The sequence below is a fragment of the Streptomyces sp. NPDC030183 genome (assembly GCF_055573455.1).
In genome coordinates this window covers 44,180-64,246 of sequence record NZ_JBVIBK010000028.1, presented here as the reverse complement: position 1 = coordinate 64,246, position 20,067 = coordinate 44,180, and the positions used below count along the sequence as shown (strand labels likewise).

Sequence of the window (20,067 nt, the reverse complement as noted above, 5' to 3'; positions counted from 1 at the left end):
AAGCGCTTGCACACGTCGAACCCTTTGCCTCACCTGTGGAACAACTGTGCGGCAGGATGGGGGACATGTTCCGTACCGCGCGCACTCTGCTGCTCCTGGCGTCGCTGCCGCTGCTGCTCACGGGCTGCGGGAGCGAGAAGGTGGTGGCGGTGCCCCGCGAACCCCTCGCGCCGGTTCCCGACCGGGCTCGACTCCACGCCCGCGCCGAGGCACTCGGTCTCGCCCCGCGGCTCGTCTATGTCACCGAGTCCCCCGGGTTCGAACTGGCCCGGCAGTCGGTCGGTGTGTACGGCGACGACGGCTTCTCCGCCGCCTACTGGTCCCGGCGGAACAGCGCCCAGCTCCTGCTCCTCGTCGACCGCGGCGCGATGACCGCCGAGAGCTGTCCGGAACAACCCCTGGGGCAGGGCACCGGCGCGGCGGTGGTCTGCGCCCGCGACGGCGACGCCTGGTACCGCACGTCGGCGGGACAGCACGAGTACGCGCTCCAGCGCGGGGACCACGTCGTCCGGATCAGCGCCGCCACGGCCACGGTCGACCGCGACGTCCTGCGGGCCGCCGCCCGGGCTGCCCACCGCCCGACCGACGCCGAACTGGCCTGCCTCCTCCCGCCCCCGCACCACGCCGCGGGGTCCCACGAAGAGAAGACGCCGCCCCTCCACGACGGGACGCCGGTCGAACGAGGCGACCTGCCCCCGGTCGGCGACGGAGCACCGGACAACGACGGCGCGTCCGGCTGAGCCACCGGAGGTCCGACCCTCGGGGCGCGGGCCGGAGCCGGAAGTAGGCTCGCGCCATGCCCTCCGCCCGCATCCTCGTGTACTCCCGCACGACCGCCTACCGCCACGACTCCATCCCCGCCGCCGTCGCCGCCGTACGCACCCTCGGCTTCGACGTCGACGCCACCGAGGACCCGGCGGCGCTCGAAGCCCCCCTCGACCCGTACGCGGCGGTCGTCTTCCTGTCCACCAGCGGCGACGTCCTCACCGACCCCGGGCGCGCCCGGCTCAGGGCGTACGTCGAGGCCGGCGGCGGTTTCACCGGGGTGCACGCGGCCGCCTGCACCGAGTACGACTGGCCCTACTACGGCGAACTGCTGGGCGCCCGCTTCGCCCGCCACCCCGACCACCAGCCGGGCAGGGCCGTCGTCGAGGACGCCGGCCATCCCGCCATGGAACACCTGCCGCCCGTCTGGGAGTTCACGGACGAGTGGTACGACTTCCGCGCCAACCCGCGCGGCACGGTACGGGTGCTCGCCCGCGCCGACGAGTCGTCGTACGAGGGCGGCGGCATGGGAGACGACCACCCCCTCGTCTGGTGCAGGCACCAGGGCGCGGGCCGCGTCTTCTACACCGCCCTCGGCCACGCGACGGAGGCGTACGAGGACCCGGCCTTCCTGGCGCACCTGCGGGGCGGCATCGCCTGGACGACCGGGTCCACGGACTGAACGCGTGCTCTACCGGGGCGTACCGCCCGGCTCCGGGCCGAAGGCCGTCATGAACTGGTCGCGGAACTTGTCCATGCGCCAGACCGGGGTGTCCGGGGCGGGCTTCAGGCCGTCCGCCCAGCCCCAGTCGTCGATCTTCTCCAGCACCTTCGGGTCCTGGGCGACGACCGAGACCGGCACGTCGTGGCTCGGATTGTCGCCGGTGACCGTCTTGTTGGGCTGGTGGTCGCCGAGGAAGATCAGAACGGTGTCCTTCGAGCCGTACTTCGCGACGAAGTCGACGATGCTGCTCACCGAGTACTGAATGGTCTTGCGGTACTCGTCACGGACGTCGAGGGGATCCTTCCAGACCTCCTTGGGGTCCTTGCCCTCGGCCTTCTGCAGGGAGTGGTAGACCGAGCCGTCGCCGATCTCCTCCTCCGGGATCGTCCGGGGGATGGGCGCCCAGGGGTTGTGGCTGGAGGTCAGGATGATCTCCGCCATCATCGGCTTGCGGCCCTCCTTGCCGTACTCCAGCTCCCTGAACGCCTTCAGGGTGTACTGGTCCGGCATGGTCGACCAGCTGAACTTCGGCCCCTGGTAGCCCAGTTGGTCGGAGTCGTAGATGTGGTCGAGCCCGAAGTACTTGCCCTCCGGCCATGCCTTCTGGGTGCCCGGCACGACACCGACCGTGCGCCAGGCGCCGGTGCGGCGGAACGCCTCCGTGAGGGTGAGGCGGTCGCTGGCGACGAGGTGGTTGTAGCGCGACTGGTTCTTGATCCACAGCCCGGACAGGAACGTGGAGTGGCCGAGCCAGCTGCCGGCGCCCGTGATGGGGGACCGCAGCCAGCCGCTGCGCGACGCGTACCCGGCGTCCTTCAGCTCCTGGGTCTTCCGCGCGAGCGTCCCACTCAGCGGCTCGCCCATCCGCGGGTCGTCGATCGCGGAGCGGCCGTAGCTCTCGATGAACGTGATCAGCACGTCCTTGCCGCGCAGCCCGGTCAGCAGCTGGTCCGGCGGCACGTCGGCGAAGGCGTCGACCGCCGCCGCCTTCTCGAACGCCTCGCCGTCCTTCAGCCCCTTGCGCACCGCCTCGACCCGGTTCTCCACGAGGGTGGCCGCGCTGTGCGAGGCGAGGGGGACGTCCGCGACCTCCAGGGTCAGCGTCGAGCAGGTGATCCAGACGGTGCCGAGGACCAGGAGCGTACGGCTCGCGGTGTGCCGGTCGCGCTCCATCAGCCGGCTGATCCGGCGGACGGCGAGTGTCGTCAGGAACGGCAGGGCGAGCACCAGCGCGATCACACCGACCGTCGCGGCCTGCGCCGTCGTGTCGCCGAGCGAGTCCTTCATGAACGACCGGGCGTTGTCCAGCAGGGGCCAGTCCAGCAACAGGTCGAACGGCCGGTCGAGGGTCCAGTACGACCCCATGTCCAGCACCTTGACGATCATCAGCAGGCCGAGCACCACGCCGATGACCAGCACCGCCGCGCGCCGCGCCTTGTACGGCAGCACCAGCAGGAGCGCCGCGCCGAGGATCCCCTCCGCCGGGATCCTCAGCAGCCGGCCCACCTCGAACTTCGTCACGTCGTTCGGCATGAGCAACGCGACCATGACGAGCGCGACGGCCAGCGCGCTCCCGGCCCAGCCGAGTACGCGGGCCCGCCGGGGGTGCCGGTCCCGCCACCCCCGCCACCCCCGCCGCGCGGCAACCGCCCCGCCCCCAACCTCCGTTCCGCCCGCCGACTCGGGCTCGGGGTCGGGGTCCTGCTCGACCTCGGGCTCGGGCTCGGTTTGGGACTGGGGCTCGGGCTCGGGCTCGGTCCGGGGCGGCGGCTCGGTCCGGGGCGGCGGCTCGGGCTTGGGCTCGGTCTTGGACTCCGGCTGGGGTTTCGGCTCCGGCTCGGCTTTCGTCGGGGGCTCGGTTTCGGTTGTCGGCTCGGCCTCGGGCTCGGGTGCCGCCTCGGGCTCGGGTGCCGCGTCGGACGTGGCGGTGCCGCCTTCCGGCTCGACCTCGGGCTCGGGTTTCGGCTCCGCGGCCTCGGCGGTGTTCTCGGGGGCGGTGTCGTCGTCCGGTGCTGGTGCCGGGCCCGGGAGCTGCGGAGAGCGTGTGTGCGACAACCCGAAGGTCCTTCCCTGTGGAACATGCTGGAGCTCTGTGCTGGTGGACGGAGTGAGCCGAGGAGCGGGACCGCCTTCGCACCCGTACGCCCATCACTATGCGTACGGTGCGACGACGCCCACCGTTCACCCGCGCTCAGGCCGGCCGCAACCCCTCCACGTGAACTCCGACACCTTCCCACCCTCCGGTCAGACCGACGGCGGCGCCCCCGTGCTCGCCCGCTCCACCAGCCGGGTCGACAACTCCGTGCGCGTGCCTTCCGGCCGGTCGCCCTCCATCATCCGGACGAGCAGCCGCAGGGCCGTCGAGGCCATCTCGGACAGCGGCTGGCGGACGGTGGTCAGGCCCGGTGTCGCCCAGCGCGCCTCGGGCAGGTCGTCGAAACCCACCACGCTGATGTCGTCCGGAACGCGCAACCCCCGCTCGGCGAGCGCCTGGTAGACACCGAGCGCCATCCGGTCGGAGCAGACGAACACCGCGGTCGGCGGTTCGGGCAGGTCCAGCAGCTGGAGCATCCGGTGGTGCGCGGCGGTCTCCATGAAGTTGCCGTAGCGGACGTACTCCGGCCGGTACGGCACGCCCGCGGCCATGAGCGCCGAGCGGTAGCCCGCCACCCGCGCACTGCTGCACATCTTGCGCCGGTACCCGGCGATCACGGCGACCCGCTCGTGGCCCAGGGCCAGCAGGTGCTCGGTGGCGGTCGTCCCGCCCTGCCAGTTGGCCGCGCCCACCGACACCACGCCGGGCGGCGGTTCGAGGACCGGGTCGATCAGGACGAACGGAACACGGTGCTGGGCGAGCCAGGAGTACTGGGCGGGGGACAGCTCGGCCAGATTGAACAGCACCCCCGCCGAGCCCCTCGCGGTCAGCTTGTCGAACCAGCCGCGCTCGGGACGCGCGCCCCGGGTCCGGGTGAGGCCCGCCGAGACCACCACCTCCAGGCCGGCGTCGTGCGCCGCCTGCTCCACGCCGTGCAGCACGGCGCCCGACCAGGTGCTCTCCAGCGAGTCCACCACCAGGTCGACCATGCGCGGAGGCTTCGACGCCTCGAACCTGGGTCTGCGAACATAGCCGAGCCGGTCCAGGGCCTCGGTGACCCGGCGCCTGGTCTCGGGGGCCACGTCCTCCCGGCCGTTGACCACTTTCGAGGCCGTCGGTACGGACACCCCGGCCTCGCGCGCCACCACCGCCAGCGTCGGCCCGGCCGTCGCGCTCCCGCCACGCACCATCGCGACTCCACCTCTCAGGCCCCGTCCCGAGGGCCGGTGAACTTTTCGAGTAGCAAGCGCTCTCTACCGTAAGGCCAACTCAACACGGCGGGAAGGAGAGGGGATTCGACGGGCCGCCCTCGCCGCGCCTCCCGGAACAGGTACCGAGCCCGGGGCGCGGGCGAGAGGACGGCCGGGGCCCGGCGACCGTCACGGGCGAGGGCCGGAGTCCGGTCGTGTCCCGGTGTCGGGGAGGTCCCAGCGAGCCAGGTCCCGCAGCCATGTCGCGGCCGAACTGTCCGACGGCGCCCGCCAGTCACCGCGCGGCGACAGCGAACCGCCGGCCAGGACCTTCGGCCCGTTCGGCATGGCCGAGCGCTTGAACTGGGCGAACGCGAAGAAGCGCTGGCAGAAGTACTCCAGCCAGTGCCAGATCTCCGGCAGGTCGTACGCCACCCGCTCGCCCTCGGGGAACCCGGGCGGCCAGGCGCCCGCCTCCGCGTCCCGCCAGGCGTGCCAGGCCAGGAAACCGATCTTCGACGGCCGGTAGCCGTAGCGCAGCACGTGGAACAGCGTGAAGTCGTGCAGCGCGTACGGGCCGATCTTGGACTCCGTGGACTGGAGTTCCTCGCCGGGCACCAGCTCCGGGCTGATCTCCGTGTCCAGGATGGCCGCCAGCGTGTCGTTGGTGTCCTCGTCGAACTGGCCGCTGCTGATGACCCAGCGGATCAGATGTTGGATCAGCGTCTTCGGCACACCGGAGTTGACGTTGTAGTGGCTCATCTGGTCGCCGACGCCGTACGTGCACCAGCCGAGCGCCAGCTCCGACAGGTCGCCGGTGCCGAGGACGATGCCGCCGCGCTGGTTGGCCAGCCGGAACAGGTAGTCGGTGCGCAGCCCGGCCTGCACGTTCTCGAAGGTGATGTCGTACACCGGCTCGCCCGACGAGAACGGGTGGCCCATCTCCTTCAGCATCAGCCGGGCGGTCGGTGTGATGTCCAGCTCGGCCGCGGTGACCCCGAGGGAACGCATCAGCTTGTGGGCGTTGCCCTTGGTGTGCTCGCCGGTCGCGAAGCCGGGCAGCGTGAAGGCCAGGATGTCGCTGCGCGGGCGGCCCGCGCGGTCCATCGCCCGGGCGGCGACGATCAGCGCGTGCGTGGAGTCCAGACCGCCCGACACCCCGATCACGATCTTGGGGCCGCCGATCGACGCCATCCGCTGCTGGAGGCCCGCCACCTGGATGTTGTACGCCTCGTAGCAGTCCTGGGCGAGCCGGGCGGGGTCCGAGGGCACGAACGGGAACCGCTCGACGCGGCGCCGCAGCCCGAGGTCGGTGGTCGGCGGGTCGAGCCGGAACACCACCTCGCGGAACGCGCCGGTGCGCCCCGACAGCGCCCGGCGGTTGTCGTCGAACGTGCCCATCCGGTGCCGGGACTGCCGCAGCTGGTCGAGGTCGACGTCCGCCACCGCGTACTGGTCGCCCACGGGGAACCGCCCGGTCTCGGCCAGCAGGGTGCCGCTCTCGTAGATCATGGTCTGGCCGTCCCAGGACAGGTCGGTGGTCGACTCGCCCTGTCCCGCCGCCGCGTACACGTACGCGGCGAGGCAGCGCGCCGACGCCGACCGGCACAACAGCCGCCGGTCCTCGGCCCGGCCGACCGTGATCGGGCTGCCCGACAGGTTGACCAGGACGGTCGCGCCGGCCAGCGCGGCCTCCGCGCTCGGCGGCACCGGCACCCACATGTCCTCGCACACCTCGGCGTGCACCACCAGACCGGGAACGTCCTCCGCCGCGAACAGCAGGTCCGGGCCGAACGGCACCTCCGCGCCCGCGACCCGGATCGTGCCGCCCCGCTCGTCGTCGCCCGCGGCGATCTGCCGCTTCTCGTAGAACTCGCGGTAGTTCGGGAGGTACGACTTGGGCGCGATCCCGAGGATCCGCCCGCGGTGCACGACGACCGCGCAGTTGTAGATCCGGTGCCGGTGCCGCAGCGGGGCGCCGAGGACGAGCACCGGCAGCAGGTCCGCCGACCCGGCCACCACCGTCCGAAGTGCCGCCTCGACGTCGTCGAGCAGCGCGTCCTGGAGCAGCAGGTCCTCGATCGAGTAGCCCGACAGGCACAGTTCGGGGAAGACGGCGACGGCGACCCCGTCCTCGGCGCAGCGGCGGGCCTGCCGCAGCACCGCCTCCGCGTTGGCGGGCGGGTCGGCGATCGTCGCGTGACCGGTGCACGCGGCGACCCGGGCGAAGCCGTGGCTGTAGAGCGACCAGAAGTTCACCGGTTTCCTCCGTGGATACCCCGGTGTCCGGCCGGGGAGGACGTGGGCTCCTGCGGAGCAGGGTAGGGAGCCGGAGCGCCGTCGAGACGATCCGGCGTCCTCGCCGCCGGGCCGAGCGCGGACTCCAGCAGATGGATGATCTCCGAGTTGAGCGACCGCCGATCGCTCCGGGCTCGGACGACCAGGCGTTCATGCAGCTCAGCGGGCAGGCGGAGGGAGATCCGCTTCTCAGGATCCATGCCGGAATGATGCCACGGTGGCATCGGGACGGCGCTTCCGGGGCCTGCCGGGTGATCACCCGGCCCGACTCCCGCACGGGCGGCGGCACCGACCGGGCGGGCCGTTGGCGGGCACCTGCCTGCCGCCGTTCCGTACGCCGAACGGCCGCCGCGGAACCGGCCCCGACCGGAATACGGCGAGGGGATGTGGTGCTCTGATGTGAACAACGGTTCACGAGCGAGCGGGTGTGAGGAGCTGGTGAGCGCATGACGGCAACCCGGCGGGACCCCGTGGTCCGCACCCCGTACGGAGACGTCCGCGGCAGGTATGTCCACCGGGAGGGGGACGAGGAAGGGATCGCGGTGTTCCGGGGCATCCCGTACGCCGCCCCGCCCTTCGGCCCCCGCCGGTTCCGCCCGCCCGTCCCGCCCGAGCCCTGGGACGGCGTCCGCGACGCGGGCGCCTTCGGGCCGACCCCGCCGAAACCGCCGTACTCGGAGGCGTTCGCCCGCTACCTGTCCGACCCCGTCGTCGCGGGCGACGACTGCCTCAACCTCAATGTGTGGACACCGGAGCCGCGCCCCGGGGCCGGGCTCCCCGTCATGGTCTGGATCCACGGTGGCGCGCTGACCCGGGGCTCGTCGGCGATCCCGGTGTACGACGGCGCCGCCTTCGCCCGGGACGGCGTGGTCCTCGTCTCCCTCAACTACCGCCTCGGCGTCGAGGGATACGGCCTCTTCCCCGACGCCCCGCCCAACGCCGGACTGCGCGACCAGCTCGCCGCCCTGGAGTGGGTCCGGGACTCGATCACGGCCTTCGGCGGCGACCCGGACCGGGTGACCGTCTTCGGCCAGTCGGCCGGGGCCATCAGCATCGGCGCCCTGCTGGTGGCCCCCCGCGCGCGGGGCCTGTTCCGCCGGGCCGTGCTGCAGAGCGGGCCGCCCGAGGCCCTGGACCGGGACAAGGTGCGCCGCATGGTGCGCCGGATGGCCGCCCGGCTGAAGGTACCGGCCACCGCCGCCGCCTTCGCCGACGTGGACCGCGCCCTGCTCGCCGAGGCCCAGGCCGAGGTGGGCCGGCTCAGCAGCCCGGTCCTGGGCGGACCCGCCTTCGGCGTCGTCGTCGACGGCGAGCTGGTGCCGCGTGATCCGCTCAAGGCCCTCGTCGAGGACGGCGCCGCCCAGGACGTCGGCCTCCTCATGGGCTGGACCCGCGACGAGCACCGCCTCTGGCTGGTGCCCGGCGGCCTCCACGAGCGCGTCGACCGCCTCGGCGCGGTCGCCCTGGCCGGTGCCCGCGCCCGCTGCCACTGCGGACCCGAGGTCCCCCGCCGCTACCGTGAGCTCCACCCGGACATGAGCCCCGCCGACCTGGCGGGCCGGCTCGTCACCGACCACCTCCTGCGTGTCCCCCTGCACCGTGTGGCGGACGCCCGCCCCGCCCACGCGCCGACGTACGTCTACGAGTTCGCGTGGCCGTCGAACCTCCCCGGCCTGGGCTCCTGCCACGCCCTGGAGCTCGGCTTCGTCTTCGACACGGGCGACACCGCCGCCTCCGCGAGACTCGCCGGCGAGAACCCCCCGCGCGCCCTGGCCACCACCCTGCACGACGCGTGGGTCCGCTTCGCGACGCACGGCGACCCCGGCTGGACCCCCTGGGACGCCACCCACCCCGTGCGGGTCTTCGACGACCCGGACGACGGACGGATCGTCCTCGGCCCCTACGACCGCGAGTTGGCCCTCTGGGCGGAGGACGCGCGACGCCCCCGCAGAGCCCAGGGCACCGGCACGTTCACCGCCTCCGGCGGAGCCCCCCTCCCAACCCTCCGCCGCTTCCGCCGCGCCCCTTGAGCGACGCCGGCCGGGCTTTTCGGGAGCCGCTCCACGGGCCGCCCGGGCCCGGCTTCCGGCGGTTACGGTGAGGGTGTCGCGGGCGGCGGAGAGGGCGGGGTGTCGGGATGCCTGAGGGCTGGCGGTGGGACAGCACCCTGTTCCGGGGCAGCGCGCCTCATTACGAGCGGGGGCGCCTTCCCTACGCCCCGGGGTTCGCCGAAGCCCTGGCCGAGGTCCTCGGTCTGGACGGCACCGGCCGGCTCCTCGACGTCGGCTGCGGACCGGGCGTCGTGCTGCTCCCGATGGCCCGGTACGTCGCCGAGGCGGTCGGCGTCGACCCGGACGCGGACATGCTGGCCGAGGCGGAACGTCAGGCCGGGCGCCGGGGCGTGAGAAACGCCCGCTGGGCGGCGGCCCGCGCCGAGGACCTGCCCGCGGGGCTGGGGGAGTTCCGGGTGGTGGTGTTCGCCCAGTCCTTCCACTGGACGGAGCGCGACCGGGTCGCCGCCACCGTGCGGGAGATGCTGGCGCCGGGCGGCGTGTTCGTCCAGGTGAGCGACCTCAAGAACCCGCCCCCCGCACCACCGCCGCCCCCGTCCGTCCCGCCCCCGTACGACCGCGTCGCCGACCTGGTGCGCCGCCGCCTCGGCCCGGTTCGACGCGCCGGACAAGGGGTCCTCGTCAACGGCACCCCAGGCCGGGAGGACATCGTCCTGGAACGGGCCGGCTTCACGCACGTCCGGCGTCTTGTCGTGCCCGCCGGGCAGGTGGTCGACCGCACCGCCGACGACCTCGTCGCCTGGGCGTTCTCCCGCTCCGACTCCGCGCCCCATCTCTTCGGCGACGCACTGCCCGACTTCGAACGGGACCTGCGCGCGCTGCTGCGCGAGACGGCCCCCGACGGCCGTTTCGCGGAGCGCCTCCCGGCCACCGAGATCATGATCTGGGGCATGCCCCGGCACGACTGAGGACGGGGGCGCTCGCTTTCGGTGGCGTCGGGTCAGGCGGGCAGGGGGCCTCGTAGGACGCTTCGGCCGGAATGGGCCGGGTTTCCGTTGTCGTCCTGTGCCGACACGTCGATCAGCGGGTAGCGGCCGAGGTCGATCCGGGTGGGGAGCGGCAGCGTGGTGGTGCCGTCCGGGGCGAGGACACCCATCGCCACGAGGCGGGTGTGGGTCCGGTCCATGAGCCACACCTCGTAGTAGCCGTCCGTGCGGGGCAGGCCCTTCACCGTCACCGTGACCTCGCGTTCGGCGTCGGAGCCGCGCACCAGGCGTACCGTACCGGCCGCGCGGGGCGCGGCCAGCGGCGCGAGACGGCTCGCAGGGCCCGCCTCGGCCCTCGGCGGGGCGTCGTCGAGCCGCCACGCGGTGACGGCACCGCCCAGCAGCGCCCCCACGACGAGACTCGCGGCGGCGATCGGCAGGGCCGGGCGGCGCAGCCATGCGCGGCCGTGTCCGGGGTGTGCTCCGTGCTCGCTGGGTCTGCTTTGCTCGCCGGGTGCGCCCGGGGCCGGTGGGATGGCGTCGTCTCCGGTCGGTCGGTGAAGGGGCGTGCCGGACTCCAGTTCCGCCGCGATCGACCGCCACACCGCGTCGGGCGGTGCCGTCAGGAGGTCGCCGGTCGACACGTCCCGGGCGGCACGGACCACGCGTCGCAGCTGGTCGAGCTCGTCGCGGCACCGCGGGCACCGTGCCAGATGGTCCCGTCGGCGCGAGGTGGGGCCGGAGCCGTTCCCGAGTGCGAGGTCGGTCAGCTCGTCGGCGTCCAGGTGCCCTGCCATGGCACACCTCCCCTCGTACCGGCGACCGGATCGGCCGGGGTCTTCTCCGCGTCGGACATGGACAGCAGCGTAAGCACGCGTGGAGGGGGAGAGGACCGGGGAGCGGGCTCACTCCGTGCCCGTGACCGGGGCCGCCGTGACCACGAGGTTCCGCTGGTAGCCGCCGTGTGCCCGGTCGAACGGGGGCGCGCAGGTGATCATCGTGAGGACCGGTTCGCCGGTCCTGGCGAAGGCCGAGGCCGGCAGCCGGTCCTTGTCCACCAGGGCGCGGGCGACGACACGGTAGGCGACCGGCGGCGCGTCGGCCCGCCGAATCGTCACCGCGTCGCCCGCGCGGACGTCGAACAGGGCGGCGAAGGCGCCGAGATCGCCCGTGCGGGAGTCCACATGACCCACCATGACGGCGGAACCGGAGGGCTCACCCGGAGCGGGCCCGAAGCGGTACCAGCCGACCTTCCCCGGATCCTCGGGAATCTCGGCGCTGCCGTCCGCGGCCACTCCGACCGGTTCGACCGCGGCGCTGAGACCGACGCGCTCGATGTCGAGCCGCCCGGGGGCGGCGGCGACGGGGCCAGGGCCCGCCCGCGCGGGCCGAGGTCCGGTCGCCTCCGCCCGGGCCGGCGGGGGACCGGTGTCCTCCGCCCGCCCCGGCGGGACCGCGGGGGACGAGTCGACCGTCCTCGCGTCGAAGTCCGCGGCCGGCGGAAGGTCCTGGCCGGACGGTGCCAGTGCCAGCACCGTGGCCCCGGACACCGCGAGCAGGACCGTCACCGCTGTCCCGAGTCGCTGCCGGAGCCACGGGGCCGGCCCGGTGTCAGGCACGGCCGCGGGACACCACACGGCGGGCGGTGAGCGCGCCGGCGAGGCCGAGGAGGCCGAATCCGGCGGCGTACGCCGGCCACGCGTCGGCGTCGTTGGTCGCGCCGGCGTTCACGCCCGAGGGCGCGGAGTGCATGCCGGTCAGGGTCTGCACCTTCAGGTCGAGGTTCTTGTCCTGGGCGCTGCCCCAGGCGTAGACGACGATGGCGGTGCCCTCCTTGAGATCGAGGTCGGCGGGACCGAGGGCGACGTCGTCGGTGCCGGCGAGCACGACGTCCGCCGAGACCGTGCCGGCGTCCACGGTCGCCGTGTCCTCCTTCGGGTTGACGAGGTCCTTGAAGACCGGTGTGCCGCCCGCCCTGACGTCGACGGCCGGGGCCGCCGCGACATGACGGACCGTCAACCGGGCCTTCCCCGCCGCCACACCGGAGGTGTCGTTCACATAGGCGTCCAGCTGCGGAGTGCCCTCCGCGTTCAGGTGGGCCACGACGGTCGCGTTGGCTCCGGCGGGAACCTCGACCGTCTTCTGGATCGCGGGCTTGCCCTTCGGGTCCGCTCCGGCCTTGAAGACCTTCAGGTCGTACGAACCGGCGGGAAGGGGCTGCGGGTCGGTGAGGGTGCCCGGTTTGAAGTCGGGAATCAGTTCGTCGCCGTTGGCGTACACGTCGACGTCCAGGCCGGGCACGGCGTGGAAGACGGACACCATGGCCTGGTCGTCGTCGGCGGCGGTCGCGGTTCCGGCGCCGCCCAGGGCGAGCGCGCACACGCCGAGAGAAGCCGCTGCGGCAACAGAGGTCCGGGAGATCATGGCTGGCTGTCCCTTCGAACGGCCCACTCCCTGTGAGTGAGTGCACGAGGTCTTCGGCGCGCGCCTCGATGGGGGATGCAGATTCTTTCGCGGGTTCAGCGGAGCTGCCCGTTTCGATGCGCTAACGCTGCACGTTGCGGGTGCGCATCGTTTCGGCGGACGGTCGTCGTGTCGTACTCCTTCGACCTCGGAGCTCATGATGGCCACTGCCCGGCCCGACACACACCTGAGCGCCGACGTGGAGCGCACGCCTCCGCGCGACCCCGGCCCCGACCGGCTGCCCGGCCCGCTCCCGCCGTACGAGGAGACCGGTGACGACACCGAACTCGCCCGGCGGTTCCGCGCCGGGGACGAGGAGGCGGTCGCCCTCGCGTACCGGCGGTGGGGCTCCCTCGTGTACACACTCGCCCGGCGCTCCCTGAGCGACCCGCGGGACGCCGAGGACGTCACCCAGCAGGTCTTCCTCGCCGCCTGGCGGGGACGCGAGCGGTACCGGCCGGACCGTGGCCCGCTGGGCGGATGGCTCGTCGGCATCACCCGCCACGCGATCGCGGACGCCCACGCGGCACGGGCCCGCCGCGCCGACATCGAGGGCGTCTCCGCGGCGCGGCAGGAGGAGGCGGTACGGCACTGGGGTGTCGACGAGAGCCAGGCCACCGTCGACCGCGTCCTCGTCCTGCAGAAGCTCCAGTGCCTGACGCCGGTGCAACGGCGGCTGCTGGGCCTGGCCGTCTACGGTGACCTGACCCAGGCGCAGATCGCCGAGCGGACGGGGCTGCCGCTGGGCACGGTGAAGAGCCACATCCGCAGGGCCCTGCACGCGCTGCGGCGCGTGATGGAACCGTCCCTCTGACGCATCCGAACGCCCGTAGGACGGAGAACATCTTTTTCAGGCCCCGAGGCCGGGGACATCGGCTACGCGCTGGAGGCACGGGATGGACGCGCACGAGGAACCCGGCGTGGCCGGGGCCGGCGTGACGACCGGGGTGCTCGCGCGCAGGCTCGGCATCTCGCCCACCACCCTGCGCTCGTGGGACCGCCGCTACGGGCTGGGACCGGCGACCCGGGTGGAGGGCCGGCACCGGCGCTGGACGCCCGAGGACGTCGCGATGGTGCGGGAGATGTGCCGCCTGACGGCCGAGGGCCTCCCCCCGGCGGAGGCCGCCCGTACCGCCAAGGCCCAGGCGAGCAGGACCGGCGCCCCGGCGGCACCCGCCCCCGCGGCCGACACTCCGCCCGCGGGCCCGCCTCCCCGTTCCCTCGCACCGGTCGGGGAGCCGTGGACCCCGAGGGACGCGACGCCCGTGGACCCGACGCCCGTGGACCCGACGCCCGTGGACCCGACGCCCGTGGACGCGACGCCCGTGGACCCGACGCCCGTGGACGCGACGCCCGTGGACGCGGCCCCCGAGCCCTCGGCGTCCCCGGTGGGCACGCCGTCCGTGGAGGACTCGCGCCGACGGGGTCGAGGGCTGGCCCGGGCGGCGGTCCGTATGGACGCCGAGGCCGTGCAGGAGCAGATCACGGCGACCGTGGAGTCGTACGGCCTCCTGGCCGCGTGGGAGGAGGTCCTCATCCCGACGCTGCGGTACGTGGGGCGCAGATGGGAGTCCTCCGAGGACCGGTACGTGGAAGTGGAGCACCTCCTGTCCTGGCACATCTCCGTGGCCCTCCGCCACGCCTACGCGCGCGCCGCGGCGCGGAACAGAGCCGCCGACAGCCGTCCCGTCCTGCTGGCGTGCCTGCCGGGCGAACAGCACACCCTGCCGCTGGAGGCGCTCACCGCCGTACTGGCGGAGCGCGGCCGGCGCGTCCTGATGCTGGGCGGCTCGGTGCCGGTCGAGGCACTGGAGGCCACGGTGCGGCGGGTCGCCCCGGCCGCCGTGGCCCTGTGGTCGCAGTCCCGGAGCACCGCGGACCTCCCCCTTGCCCGGCACCTCGCGGCGATCCGTTGGGGCATCCACGGCGCCCGCACCCGCAGCCACGTCCTGCTGTGCGGCCCGGGGTGGGGGCTGCGCTCGGATCCTGACCTCCTGCGCCCCTTCGGGCTGACCGACGCCGTCCGGATCATGACATCGGTCGGCCGCCCCGGCGAGGACGCGCCGACGGCGGGCCAGGGGCAGGTGCGGGAGTCAGTGTGATCCGCGCCGGCCGTGCAGGCATCGCCACGCACAGTGCCACGCACACTCGGCGCGCGCATCCGGAGACGCTCCCGTTGCGGAAGAAGAGGTGCGATATGTCCCCAATGGGAAGCCCTCCCAAGCCCTCCCAAGCCCTCCCAAGCCCTCCCAAGCCCTCCCAAACCCTCCCCCAAAGGAGTGCTCATCATGGTCAAGAAGCCGCTTGAGACGGACGCCCGGAGTGAGCAGTTGCCTCCGCCCGAGGAGACCCCCGCCGCCGAGGGGTCGACGGCCGAGGCCCACCGAGAACGACCGGACGGCGGTGTCTGGGAGCACCCGCACCTGTGGCTGTTCCTGATCGCGCTCGGCGCTCTGCTGTTCGCCGCGTTCTTCCTCGTCCGCGTGATCACCTTGTGAGCGGGAGGGCCGAGCGGACCCGCGTCCCTCGGCTTCCTCGCGGAAGACGGGCCGTGGTCGATGTGGAGTCGCTGGAGGTGGCGGAGGGCCGCACCCACCGTGCGGCCCCGGGGTATGCCGAGCAAGGCGATGATCTCCTTGCCGTCGAGGGCGATCGGGACGCCGGGCAGCCGTTCATGGGCGGCTCGCTCGGCTGCGGCGCACTCGCCGGCCTCGCGCCGGGCCCGCTCTCCGCGTGCCACGTGCCGTGGTCGGCCGCGTCGTACGCCTCCAGGGCGGCCCGGCGCAAGTCCTCCTCGTCCCGCCCTCGGCCGAGGCCGACTTCCGCGAACAGATCGCGGTGGTCCGGCGCGCCGGGGCCGGCCGGCACCACGCCGAGCAGAGCCGGCGCCGCGTTGATCGACCGGTCCTCCCGCGGACCGCTGGAGTCCGAGGTGCGCACCGGGCCCCATTCCCGTACGCCGGCCCGCCACACGGCGGCGGTCTGACCCCCGTCGCCCCCCCAGTAACTCGGTGGTGAGCGGTAGCAGCGTCGAGTCGGTACGACATCCGCGCACGGTGACCCCCTGCCGGTCCGGGGCTCAGTCCCGGGAGCGCGGGAGGGCGGGCGTGGGTGCGGGGCCCTGGCCGGGGGTGAGTGCCGCCTGGCTCGCGCGGCGGCGGGCGGCGAGGGCCTCGCGGGCCGCCTCGCGGGGGTGGCGGCGCCGCCAGTACGGGTTGTCGTGGGGCAGCTTGCCCGACACCCGGCCGTACATGCCGAAGCAGGCGATGAGCAGCCCCATCGTGAAGCTGAACATGACGTTGGACATGCCGAAGTCCAGGACGTTGGCGGGGCGGTCCAGGACGAAGAGGTGGAGGAAGCCGCTGAGCAGGAACAGCGTGCCGACGGTCATGTTGAGCGTGGACGCGAAGTTGCCGCCGACCACGGCACCGCCGATCAGGGCGAGGCCCACGACGACGGAGATCAGACTGAGCACCCCGTTGGTGGACAGCCCGGAGATCCGGGTCCCGTCCGTGTCGAAGGGGGTGAGCCGGTCCGCGAAGCCCAGACAGCCGAAGACCAGCAGGATGACACCGCACAGGCCGGCCCCGTACCGGTACACCCGGGCCAGCCGGTGGTCGACGGGGAGTTCGTCGCGGAGTCTCATGGCGTGTCCTCTCAGTGGGGTCCCGATGCGCTTCGGTCATCTTTTCCGGCGATATGCGGCATACGGTTGCAGTGGCATTCCCCGACACGGAGCTGAGGAGGCGGCGTCATGACGGTTCCGCACTGGCTGTTCGGCGACCAGCTCGGGCCGCATTTCCTGACGGGGCGTTCCGACACGCCCGTGGTGATGATCGAGGCCCGCTCGGTCTTCCGGCGCCGTCGCTTCCACCGGGCCAAGGCCCACCTCGTGCTATCTGCGATGCGCCACCGCGCCACCGCGCCGCCGAACTCGGCGACCGGGTCCGGTACGTCCGCGCCGAGACCTACCGGGAGGGGCTGCGCGAGGCGGTCGGGGGCGGCCCGGTGACGGTGCGTCACCCCACGTCGTACGCGGCGCTGCGGCTGGTGAGGTCACTGGAGTCGCAGGAGTCGGTGACCGTGCTGTCGGCGCGCGGGTTTCTCGTCGCGCAGGAGGACTTCCGCGCCTGGGCCGACGAACACGGCGTGCACGGCGGACAGCGGCTGCGCCAGGAGGACTTCTACCGGTGGGTGCGGCGCTCGCACGACCTGCTGATGGACGGTGACCGTCCGGCGGGCGACCTGTGGAACCACGACCACGACAACCGCGAGCCCCCGCCGAAGGGCGCGCGGACCCTGGGCGCCCCGCCGCCGTACCGCCCGAGGGAGGACGGGATCGACGAGGAGGTGCGCCGCGACCTCGACCGCTGGGAGCGCGAGGGCGCCGTCACCTTCGTCGGGCGGGACGGCCCGCGTCTGTTCCCCGCCTCCCGGCGTGAGGCGCAGGCCGCGCTGCGCCGGTTCGTCGAGCACCGGCTGGCCGGTTTCGGGCCGCACGAGGACGCGATGCTGGCGGGGGACCCGGTGATGAGCCACAGCCTGCTCTCGTCCTCCCTGAACCTCGGCCTGCTCGACCCGGCGGAGTGCGTGGAACGGGCCGAGGACGCGTGGCGGGAGGGGCGCGCCCCGGTCAACAGCGTGGAGGGATTCGTCCGCCAGGTCGCCGGTTGGCGCGAGTACGTCTGGCAGCTCTACTGGTACTTCGGTGAGGACTACCGCCACCGCAACGCCCTGCGGCACCACGCCCCGCTCCCGCGGTGGTTCCTGGAGCTGGACGCGGACGCGGTGCGGGCGCGCTGCCTGGCCACGACGCTGGCCCAGGTGCGGGACACCGGATGGACACACCACATCCCCCGGCTGATGCTGCTGGGCAGTCACGCCCTGCAACGCGGCTGGGATCCGCGGGCGGTGACCGACTGGTTCCACCGCTGCTTCGTCGACGGCTACGACTGGGTGATGGTCCCCAACGTCGTCGGCATGTCGCAGTACGCCGACGGCGGCCGCATGACGACCAAGCCGTACACGTCCGGCGGCTCCTACGTGAACCGGATGAGCGACCTGTGCGGCGGCTGCGTCTACCGGCCGGGCGAGCGGACCGGCGACCGGGCCTGCCCGTTCACCACCGGCTACTGGGCCTTCCTGCACCGGCACCGGGCCCGACTGGAGCGCAACCCCCGGATGGCACAGCCGGTCCGCCGGCTGGACCGGCTCGCGGACCTGGAGGAGCTGCTGCAACAGGAGGCCCGGCGCGGCGACGGTCCGCCCTGACGGCGGCGCGCCCCGTCGGCGCCGCGCATCCCTCAGCCGGGAGGCCCCGGAGCGGCCCGGGCGTCCGCACGGACATCGCTGGGCGGCATGCCATAGGCGGTGCGGAAGGCGCGGGTGAAGTCGGCCGGGCGGGGGAAGCCCCAGCGGGCGGCGATCGTGTGGATGGGCTCCCCGCGCAGGGCCGGGTCGCGGAGGTCGCGGCGGGCGCGCTCCAGCCGCTGGTCGCGGATGTACGCGGCGACACCGACGCCCTCGGCGCGGAAGAGGGCGTACAGGCGGCTGCGGGAGATGTGGTGGGCGGCGGCAATGCCGGCGGGGGTCAGGTCCTCGTCCGCCAGATGCCTCCGGACGAACGCCTTGATCCGCAGCATCAGCGTCCGGTCGTGGGCCTCCGCCGGCATCAGCGGATCGGCGTCCAGGACGTGGGCGAAGACGGCGGTGACCAGGTCGGCGACGACGGTTCCCAGTCGCGGGGCGTCCTGCGGCTGGTACGGGCCGGTGCCCTCGGTCAGGTTCACCAGGAACTGCGTCAGCAGCGCGCCGACGCCCTCACGGCCCGATATCGGCCGCCCCACCACCTGATCGGCCCGGTTCGCGGGCAGCGCCACCAGCGCCCGGGGGATCTCCACGCCGACGATGGTCACCGGGTCGGAACCGGTGAAGACGTCCCACGCCCACGACGAGCTGTTGATGTGGATGTCGCTGCGTCGGTACGTGACCTCCTGCCGGCCCCAGGTGGCGCCGCCCTCTCCGCGCAGCAGCACGGAGAGGTGGTAGATCTCGGGGTCGGACTGGCGGACGAGTTTGGGCGTGCGGTGGAAGCCCAGCGAGTCGAAGGTCGCCGGCCACACCGCCACGTCACCGAGCCCGATCAGTCGCTGGTGCACGCGGTAGTTGGCCGCGCGGTCACTGGACAGCAGCATCGGCGCGTGGGTCCGGCCCATGCGTTCCGTCCACGCGTCGAACCGGTCACCCGGAGGCAGATCCAGGGAGCGGAACACCGACTCTGGCAACATCGCCGCAGTCAATCACAGCGGCCGACCAGCTGGACAGCCGCCGCTGAGGCCGGCGACGGCACGACCACGGCGCCCGTCCGCGCCGGCCGACGGAGGCTCGTCTGGGGTCGCAGGCCTCCCCCGACCGCCTGGGCTCTCCCGCCGTCGGGCGTTCACCCGCCGTCGTCGGCTTACTCGCCGTCAGGAGTCCTCCTGCCGACGGGCGTTCTCCGGGCGCCGGGGTTTCCTGTCCGGCCGTCAGGTCAGCACCTCCGCGATCGCCGAGATCGCCTCCGGTCCCACCCGGCAGCACCCCCCGATCAGCCGGGCGCCGCCGGTCCGCCAGCCCTCGACCTCCGCCGCGGTGAAGCGGGACCGTCCGGTCCACTCCCGTGCCTCCGCGTCCCATGCCTCGCCGCTGTTCGGGTAGACCACCACCGGCTTGCCGGTGACCCGGGCCGCCGTCGCCACCGCCGCGTCCACGTCCTCCGGGGCGCAGCAGTTCACGCCCACCGCGACCACCTCGTCCGCCTCGGCGGCCACGGCGAACGCCTCCTCCAGCGGCTGCCCGGCCCGCGTCCGCTCCCCGGCCACGGTGTACGACAGCCACGCCGGCACCCCGAGTCCGCGCACGGCCCGCAGCAGCGCCTCCGCCTCGTCGGCGTCGGGCACCGTCTCCAGGGCGAGGACATCGGGCGCGGCGGCGGCCAGGACCTCCAGTCGCGGCCGGTGGAACCGCTCAAGCTCGGCCACGCTGAGCCCGTACCGCCCCCGGTACTCGGAGCCGTCCGCGAGCATCGCACCGTACGGCCCGACCGAGGCCGCCACCCACAGGGGCCGCCCGACGCCCTTCGCCCGCGCCAGCCGGGCCGCGTCGCGGGCCAACTCCACGCTGAGTCCGAGGAGTTCGGTGGTCCGTACGGTGTCGATGCCGCGCTTGGCGAAGCCCTCGAAGGTGGCCTGGTAGCTGGAGGTGATCGCCACGTCGGCGCCCGCCTCGAAGTAGGCGAGGTGCGCCTCGGTGATGGCCTCAGGCCGTTCGGCGAGCAGCCGGGCCGACCACAGTTCGTCGCTCAGGTCGTGCCCGGCCGATTCGAGCTGGTTGGACATGCCGCCGTCGAGGACGAGCGCGCCGGCGGCGAGTGCCTCGACGAGGGTGGGGGAGGGGGCGGAGGAGGGGGAGGGGCTTCCCGGGGCGTTGCTGGTCATACGACGACGGTAAACGAGCCGCGGCCCTGCGCCCGCACCGATTGTGTCCACTTTATGAA

18 protein-coding genes and 1 pseudogene are annotated in these 20,067 nt (G+C 73.6%); 9 read left to right on the top strand and 10 right to left on the bottom strand.

The window, feature by feature from the left end:
• The first annotated feature begins 65 nt into the window (after positions 1 to 65).
• Positions 66 to 740: a hypothetical protein gene (locus tag ACZ4Z2_RS29805; RefSeq protein ID WP_468080173.1), complete on the top strand. Its 675-nt coding sequence runs from the start codon at positions 66 to 68 to the stop codon at positions 738 to 740.
• 56 nt (positions 741 to 796) lie between these two features.
• Positions 797 to 1,447 (top strand): ThuA domain-containing protein, encoded by a 651-nt coding sequence (locus ACZ4Z2_RS29800; protein ID WP_468080172.1) that lies wholly within the window; start codon positions 797 to 799, stop codon positions 1,445 to 1,447.
• Between the two features lie 9 nt (positions 1,448 to 1,456).
• On the opposite strand, the gene ACZ4Z2_RS29795 is transcribed toward ACZ4Z2_RS29800, so the two are convergent.
• The 4 genes from ACZ4Z2_RS29795 to ACZ4Z2_RS29780 all read right to left on the bottom strand — a co-directional run bounded on the left by ACZ4Z2_RS29795 (position 1,457) and on the right by ACZ4Z2_RS29780 (position 7,272).
• Positions 1,457 to 3,544, bottom strand: a complete 2,088-nt coding sequence (locus ACZ4Z2_RS29795) for a sulfatase (protein WP_468080171.1) — start codon at positions 3,542 to 3,544, stop codon at positions 1,457 to 1,459.
• Between the two features lie 189 nt (positions 3,545 to 3,733).
• Complete coding sequence (locus ACZ4Z2_RS29790) at positions 3,734 to 4,774, bottom strand: LacI family DNA-binding transcriptional regulator (protein ID WP_468080170.1); 1,041 nt, start codon at positions 4,772 to 4,774, stop codon at positions 3,734 to 3,736.
• Between the two features lie 189 nt (positions 4,775 to 4,963).
• Positions 4,964 to 7,033: an NAD(+) synthase gene (locus ACZ4Z2_RS29785; protein WP_468080168.1), complete on the bottom strand. Its 2,070-nt coding sequence runs from the start codon at positions 7,031 to 7,033 to the stop codon at positions 4,964 to 4,966.
• Positions 7,030 to 7,272 (bottom strand): Arc family DNA-binding protein, encoded by a 243-nt coding sequence (locus ACZ4Z2_RS29780; protein ID WP_468080166.1) that lies wholly within the window; start codon positions 7,270 to 7,272, stop codon positions 7,030 to 7,032. The genes ACZ4Z2_RS29785 and ACZ4Z2_RS29780 overlap by 4 nt, the downstream gene beginning before the upstream one ends.
• Before the next feature lie 246 nt (positions 7,273 to 7,518).
• Here ACZ4Z2_RS29780 and ACZ4Z2_RS29775 point away from each other — a divergent pair, with 246 nt between their 5' ends.
• The gene (locus tag ACZ4Z2_RS29775) at positions 7,519 to 9,102 is read left to right on the top strand and encodes a carboxylesterase/lipase family protein (protein ID WP_468080164.1); all 1,584 of its coding nucleotides are present in this window, start codon (positions 7,519 to 7,521) and stop codon (positions 9,100 to 9,102) included.
• Between the two features lie 107 nt (positions 9,103 to 9,209).
• Positions 9,210 to 10,052 carry a class I SAM-dependent methyltransferase gene (locus ACZ4Z2_RS29770; protein WP_468080162.1) on the top strand — a complete coding sequence of 281 codons (843 nt, stop codon included), beginning with the start codon at positions 9,210 to 9,212 and terminating at the stop codon, positions 10,050 to 10,052.
• A gap of 32 nt (positions 10,053 to 10,084) precedes the next feature.
• On the opposite strand, the gene ACZ4Z2_RS29765 is transcribed toward ACZ4Z2_RS29770, so the two are convergent.
• The 3 genes from ACZ4Z2_RS29765 to ACZ4Z2_RS29755 form a co-directional block, all read right to left on the bottom strand.
• Positions 10,085 to 10,867, bottom strand: coding sequence for an anti-sigma factor (locus tag ACZ4Z2_RS29765; RefSeq protein ID WP_468080161.1), 783 nt, complete (start codon positions 10,865 to 10,867; stop codon positions 10,085 to 10,087).
• A gap of 108 nt (positions 10,868 to 10,975) precedes the next feature.
• Positions 10,976 to 11,689: a class F sortase gene (locus tag ACZ4Z2_RS29760; RefSeq protein ID WP_468080160.1), complete on the bottom strand. Its 714-nt coding sequence runs from the start codon at positions 11,687 to 11,689 to the stop codon at positions 10,976 to 10,978.
• Positions 11,682 to 12,494, bottom strand: a complete 813-nt coding sequence (locus ACZ4Z2_RS29755; RefSeq protein ID WP_468080158.1) for a DUF4397 domain-containing protein — start codon at positions 12,492 to 12,494, stop codon at positions 11,682 to 11,684. Before ACZ4Z2_RS29755 ends, ACZ4Z2_RS29760 begins: the two co-directional genes overlap by 8 nt.
• Positions 12,495 to 12,690: 196 nt before the next feature.
• Between ACZ4Z2_RS29755 and ACZ4Z2_RS29750 the strand changes: the two genes are divergently transcribed.
• The 4 genes from ACZ4Z2_RS29750 (at position 12,691) to ACZ4Z2_RS29735 (ending at position 15,519) form a co-directional block, all read left to right on the top strand.
• The gene (locus ACZ4Z2_RS29750; RefSeq protein WP_468080156.1) at positions 12,691 to 13,347 is read left to right on the top strand and encodes an RNA polymerase sigma factor; all 657 of its coding nucleotides are present in this window, start codon (positions 12,691 to 12,693) and stop codon (positions 13,345 to 13,347) included.
• Between the two features lie 82 nt (positions 13,348 to 13,429).
• Positions 13,430 to 14,635, top strand: coding sequence for a MerR family transcriptional regulator (locus tag ACZ4Z2_RS29745; RefSeq protein ID WP_468080154.1), 1,206 nt, complete (start codon positions 13,430 to 13,432; stop codon positions 14,633 to 14,635).
• Between the two features lie 186 nt (positions 14,636 to 14,821).
• Positions 14,822 to 15,031, top strand: a complete 210-nt coding sequence (locus ACZ4Z2_RS29740; RefSeq protein ID WP_468080152.1) for a DUF6480 family protein — start codon at positions 14,822 to 14,824, stop codon at positions 15,029 to 15,031.
• Positions 15,032 to 15,084: 53 nt separating this feature from the next.
• Positions 15,085 to 15,519, top strand: coding sequence for a hypothetical protein (locus ACZ4Z2_RS29735; RefSeq protein WP_468080151.1), 435 nt, complete (start codon positions 15,085 to 15,087; stop codon positions 15,517 to 15,519).
• Between the two features lie 93 nt (positions 15,520 to 15,612).
• On the opposite strand, the gene ACZ4Z2_RS29730 is transcribed toward ACZ4Z2_RS29735, so the two are convergent.
• Positions 15,613 to 16,179, bottom strand: a complete 567-nt coding sequence (locus ACZ4Z2_RS29730; RefSeq protein ID WP_468080150.1) for a DUF4383 domain-containing protein — start codon at positions 16,177 to 16,179, stop codon at positions 15,613 to 15,615.
• 108 nt (positions 16,180 to 16,287) lie between these two features.
• On the opposite strand from ACZ4Z2_RS29730, the pseudogene ACZ4Z2_RS29725 reads away from it, so the two are divergent.
• Positions 16,288 to 17,804: pseudogene (locus ACZ4Z2_RS29725) on the top strand (cryptochrome/photolyase family protein).
• Between the two features lie 32 nt (positions 17,805 to 17,836).
• Here the strand turns inward: ACZ4Z2_RS29725 and ACZ4Z2_RS29720 are convergent.
• Together ACZ4Z2_RS29720 and mmuM are read right to left on the bottom strand one after the other, a co-directional pair.
• Positions 17,837 to 18,820: a helix-turn-helix domain-containing protein gene (locus ACZ4Z2_RS29720; protein ID WP_468080149.1), complete on the bottom strand. Its 984-nt coding sequence runs from the start codon at positions 18,818 to 18,820 to the stop codon at positions 17,837 to 17,839.
• 237 nt (positions 18,821 to 19,057) lie between these two features.
• The gene (gene mmuM, locus ACZ4Z2_RS29715; protein ID WP_468080148.1) at positions 19,058 to 20,008 is read right to left on the bottom strand and encodes a homocysteine S-methyltransferase; all 951 of its coding nucleotides are present in this window, start codon (positions 20,006 to 20,008) and stop codon (positions 19,058 to 19,060) included.
• Positions 20,009 to 20,067 lie beyond the last annotated feature (59 nt).

What these genes read in the sequence shown, in the direction of transcription:
- ACZ4Z2_RS29805 (WP_468080173.1), top strand. Translation starts at nt 66, where the DNA reads ATGTTCCGTACCGCGCGCACTCTGCTGCTCCTGGCGTCGCTGCCGCTG.
- ACZ4Z2_RS29800 (WP_468080172.1), top strand. Translation starts at nt 797, where the DNA reads ATGCCCTCCGCCCGCATCCTCGTGTACTCCCGCACGACCGCCTACCGC.
- ACZ4Z2_RS29790 (WP_468080170.1), bottom strand. Translation starts at nt 4,774, where the DNA reads ATGGTGCGTGGCGGGAGCGCGACGGCCGGGCCGACGCTGGCGGTGGTG.
- ACZ4Z2_RS29780 (WP_468080166.1), bottom strand. Translation starts at nt 7,272, where the DNA reads ATGGATCCTGAGAAGCGGATCTCCCTCCGCCTGCCCGCTGAGCTGCAT.
- ACZ4Z2_RS29775 (WP_468080164.1), top strand. Translation starts at nt 7,519, where the DNA reads ATGACGGCAACCCGGCGGGACCCCGTGGTCCGCACCCCGTACGGAGAC.
- ACZ4Z2_RS29770 (WP_468080162.1), top strand. Translation starts at nt 9,210, where the DNA reads ATGCCTGAGGGCTGGCGGTGGGACAGCACCCTGTTCCGGGGCAGCGCG.
- ACZ4Z2_RS29765 (WP_468080161.1), bottom strand. Translation starts at nt 10,867, where the DNA reads ATGGCAGGGCACCTGGACGCCGACGAGCTGACCGACCTCGCACTCGGG.
- ACZ4Z2_RS29755 (WP_468080158.1), bottom strand. Translation starts at nt 12,494, where the DNA reads ATGATCTCCCGGACCTCTGTTGCCGCAGCGGCTTCTCTCGGCGTGTGC.
- ACZ4Z2_RS29750 (WP_468080156.1), top strand. Translation starts at nt 12,691, where the DNA reads ATGATGGCCACTGCCCGGCCCGACACACACCTGAGCGCCGACGTGGAG.
- ACZ4Z2_RS29745 (WP_468080154.1), top strand. Translation starts at nt 13,430, where the DNA reads ATGGACGCGCACGAGGAACCCGGCGTGGCCGGGGCCGGCGTGACGACC.
- ACZ4Z2_RS29740 (WP_468080152.1), top strand. Translation starts at nt 14,822, where the DNA reads ATGGTCAAGAAGCCGCTTGAGACGGACGCCCGGAGTGAGCAGTTGCCT.
- ACZ4Z2_RS29730 (WP_468080150.1), bottom strand. Translation starts at nt 16,179, where the DNA reads ATGAGACTCCGCGACGAACTCCCCGTCGACCACCGGCTGGCCCGGGTG.
- ACZ4Z2_RS29720 (WP_468080149.1), bottom strand. Translation starts at nt 18,820, where the DNA reads ATGTTGCCAGAGTCGGTGTTCCGCTCCCTGGATCTGCCTCCGGGTGAC.
- mmuM (WP_468080148.1), bottom strand. Translation starts at nt 20,008, where the DNA reads ATGACCAGCAACGCCCCGGGAAGCCCCTCCCCCTCCTCCGCCCCCTCC.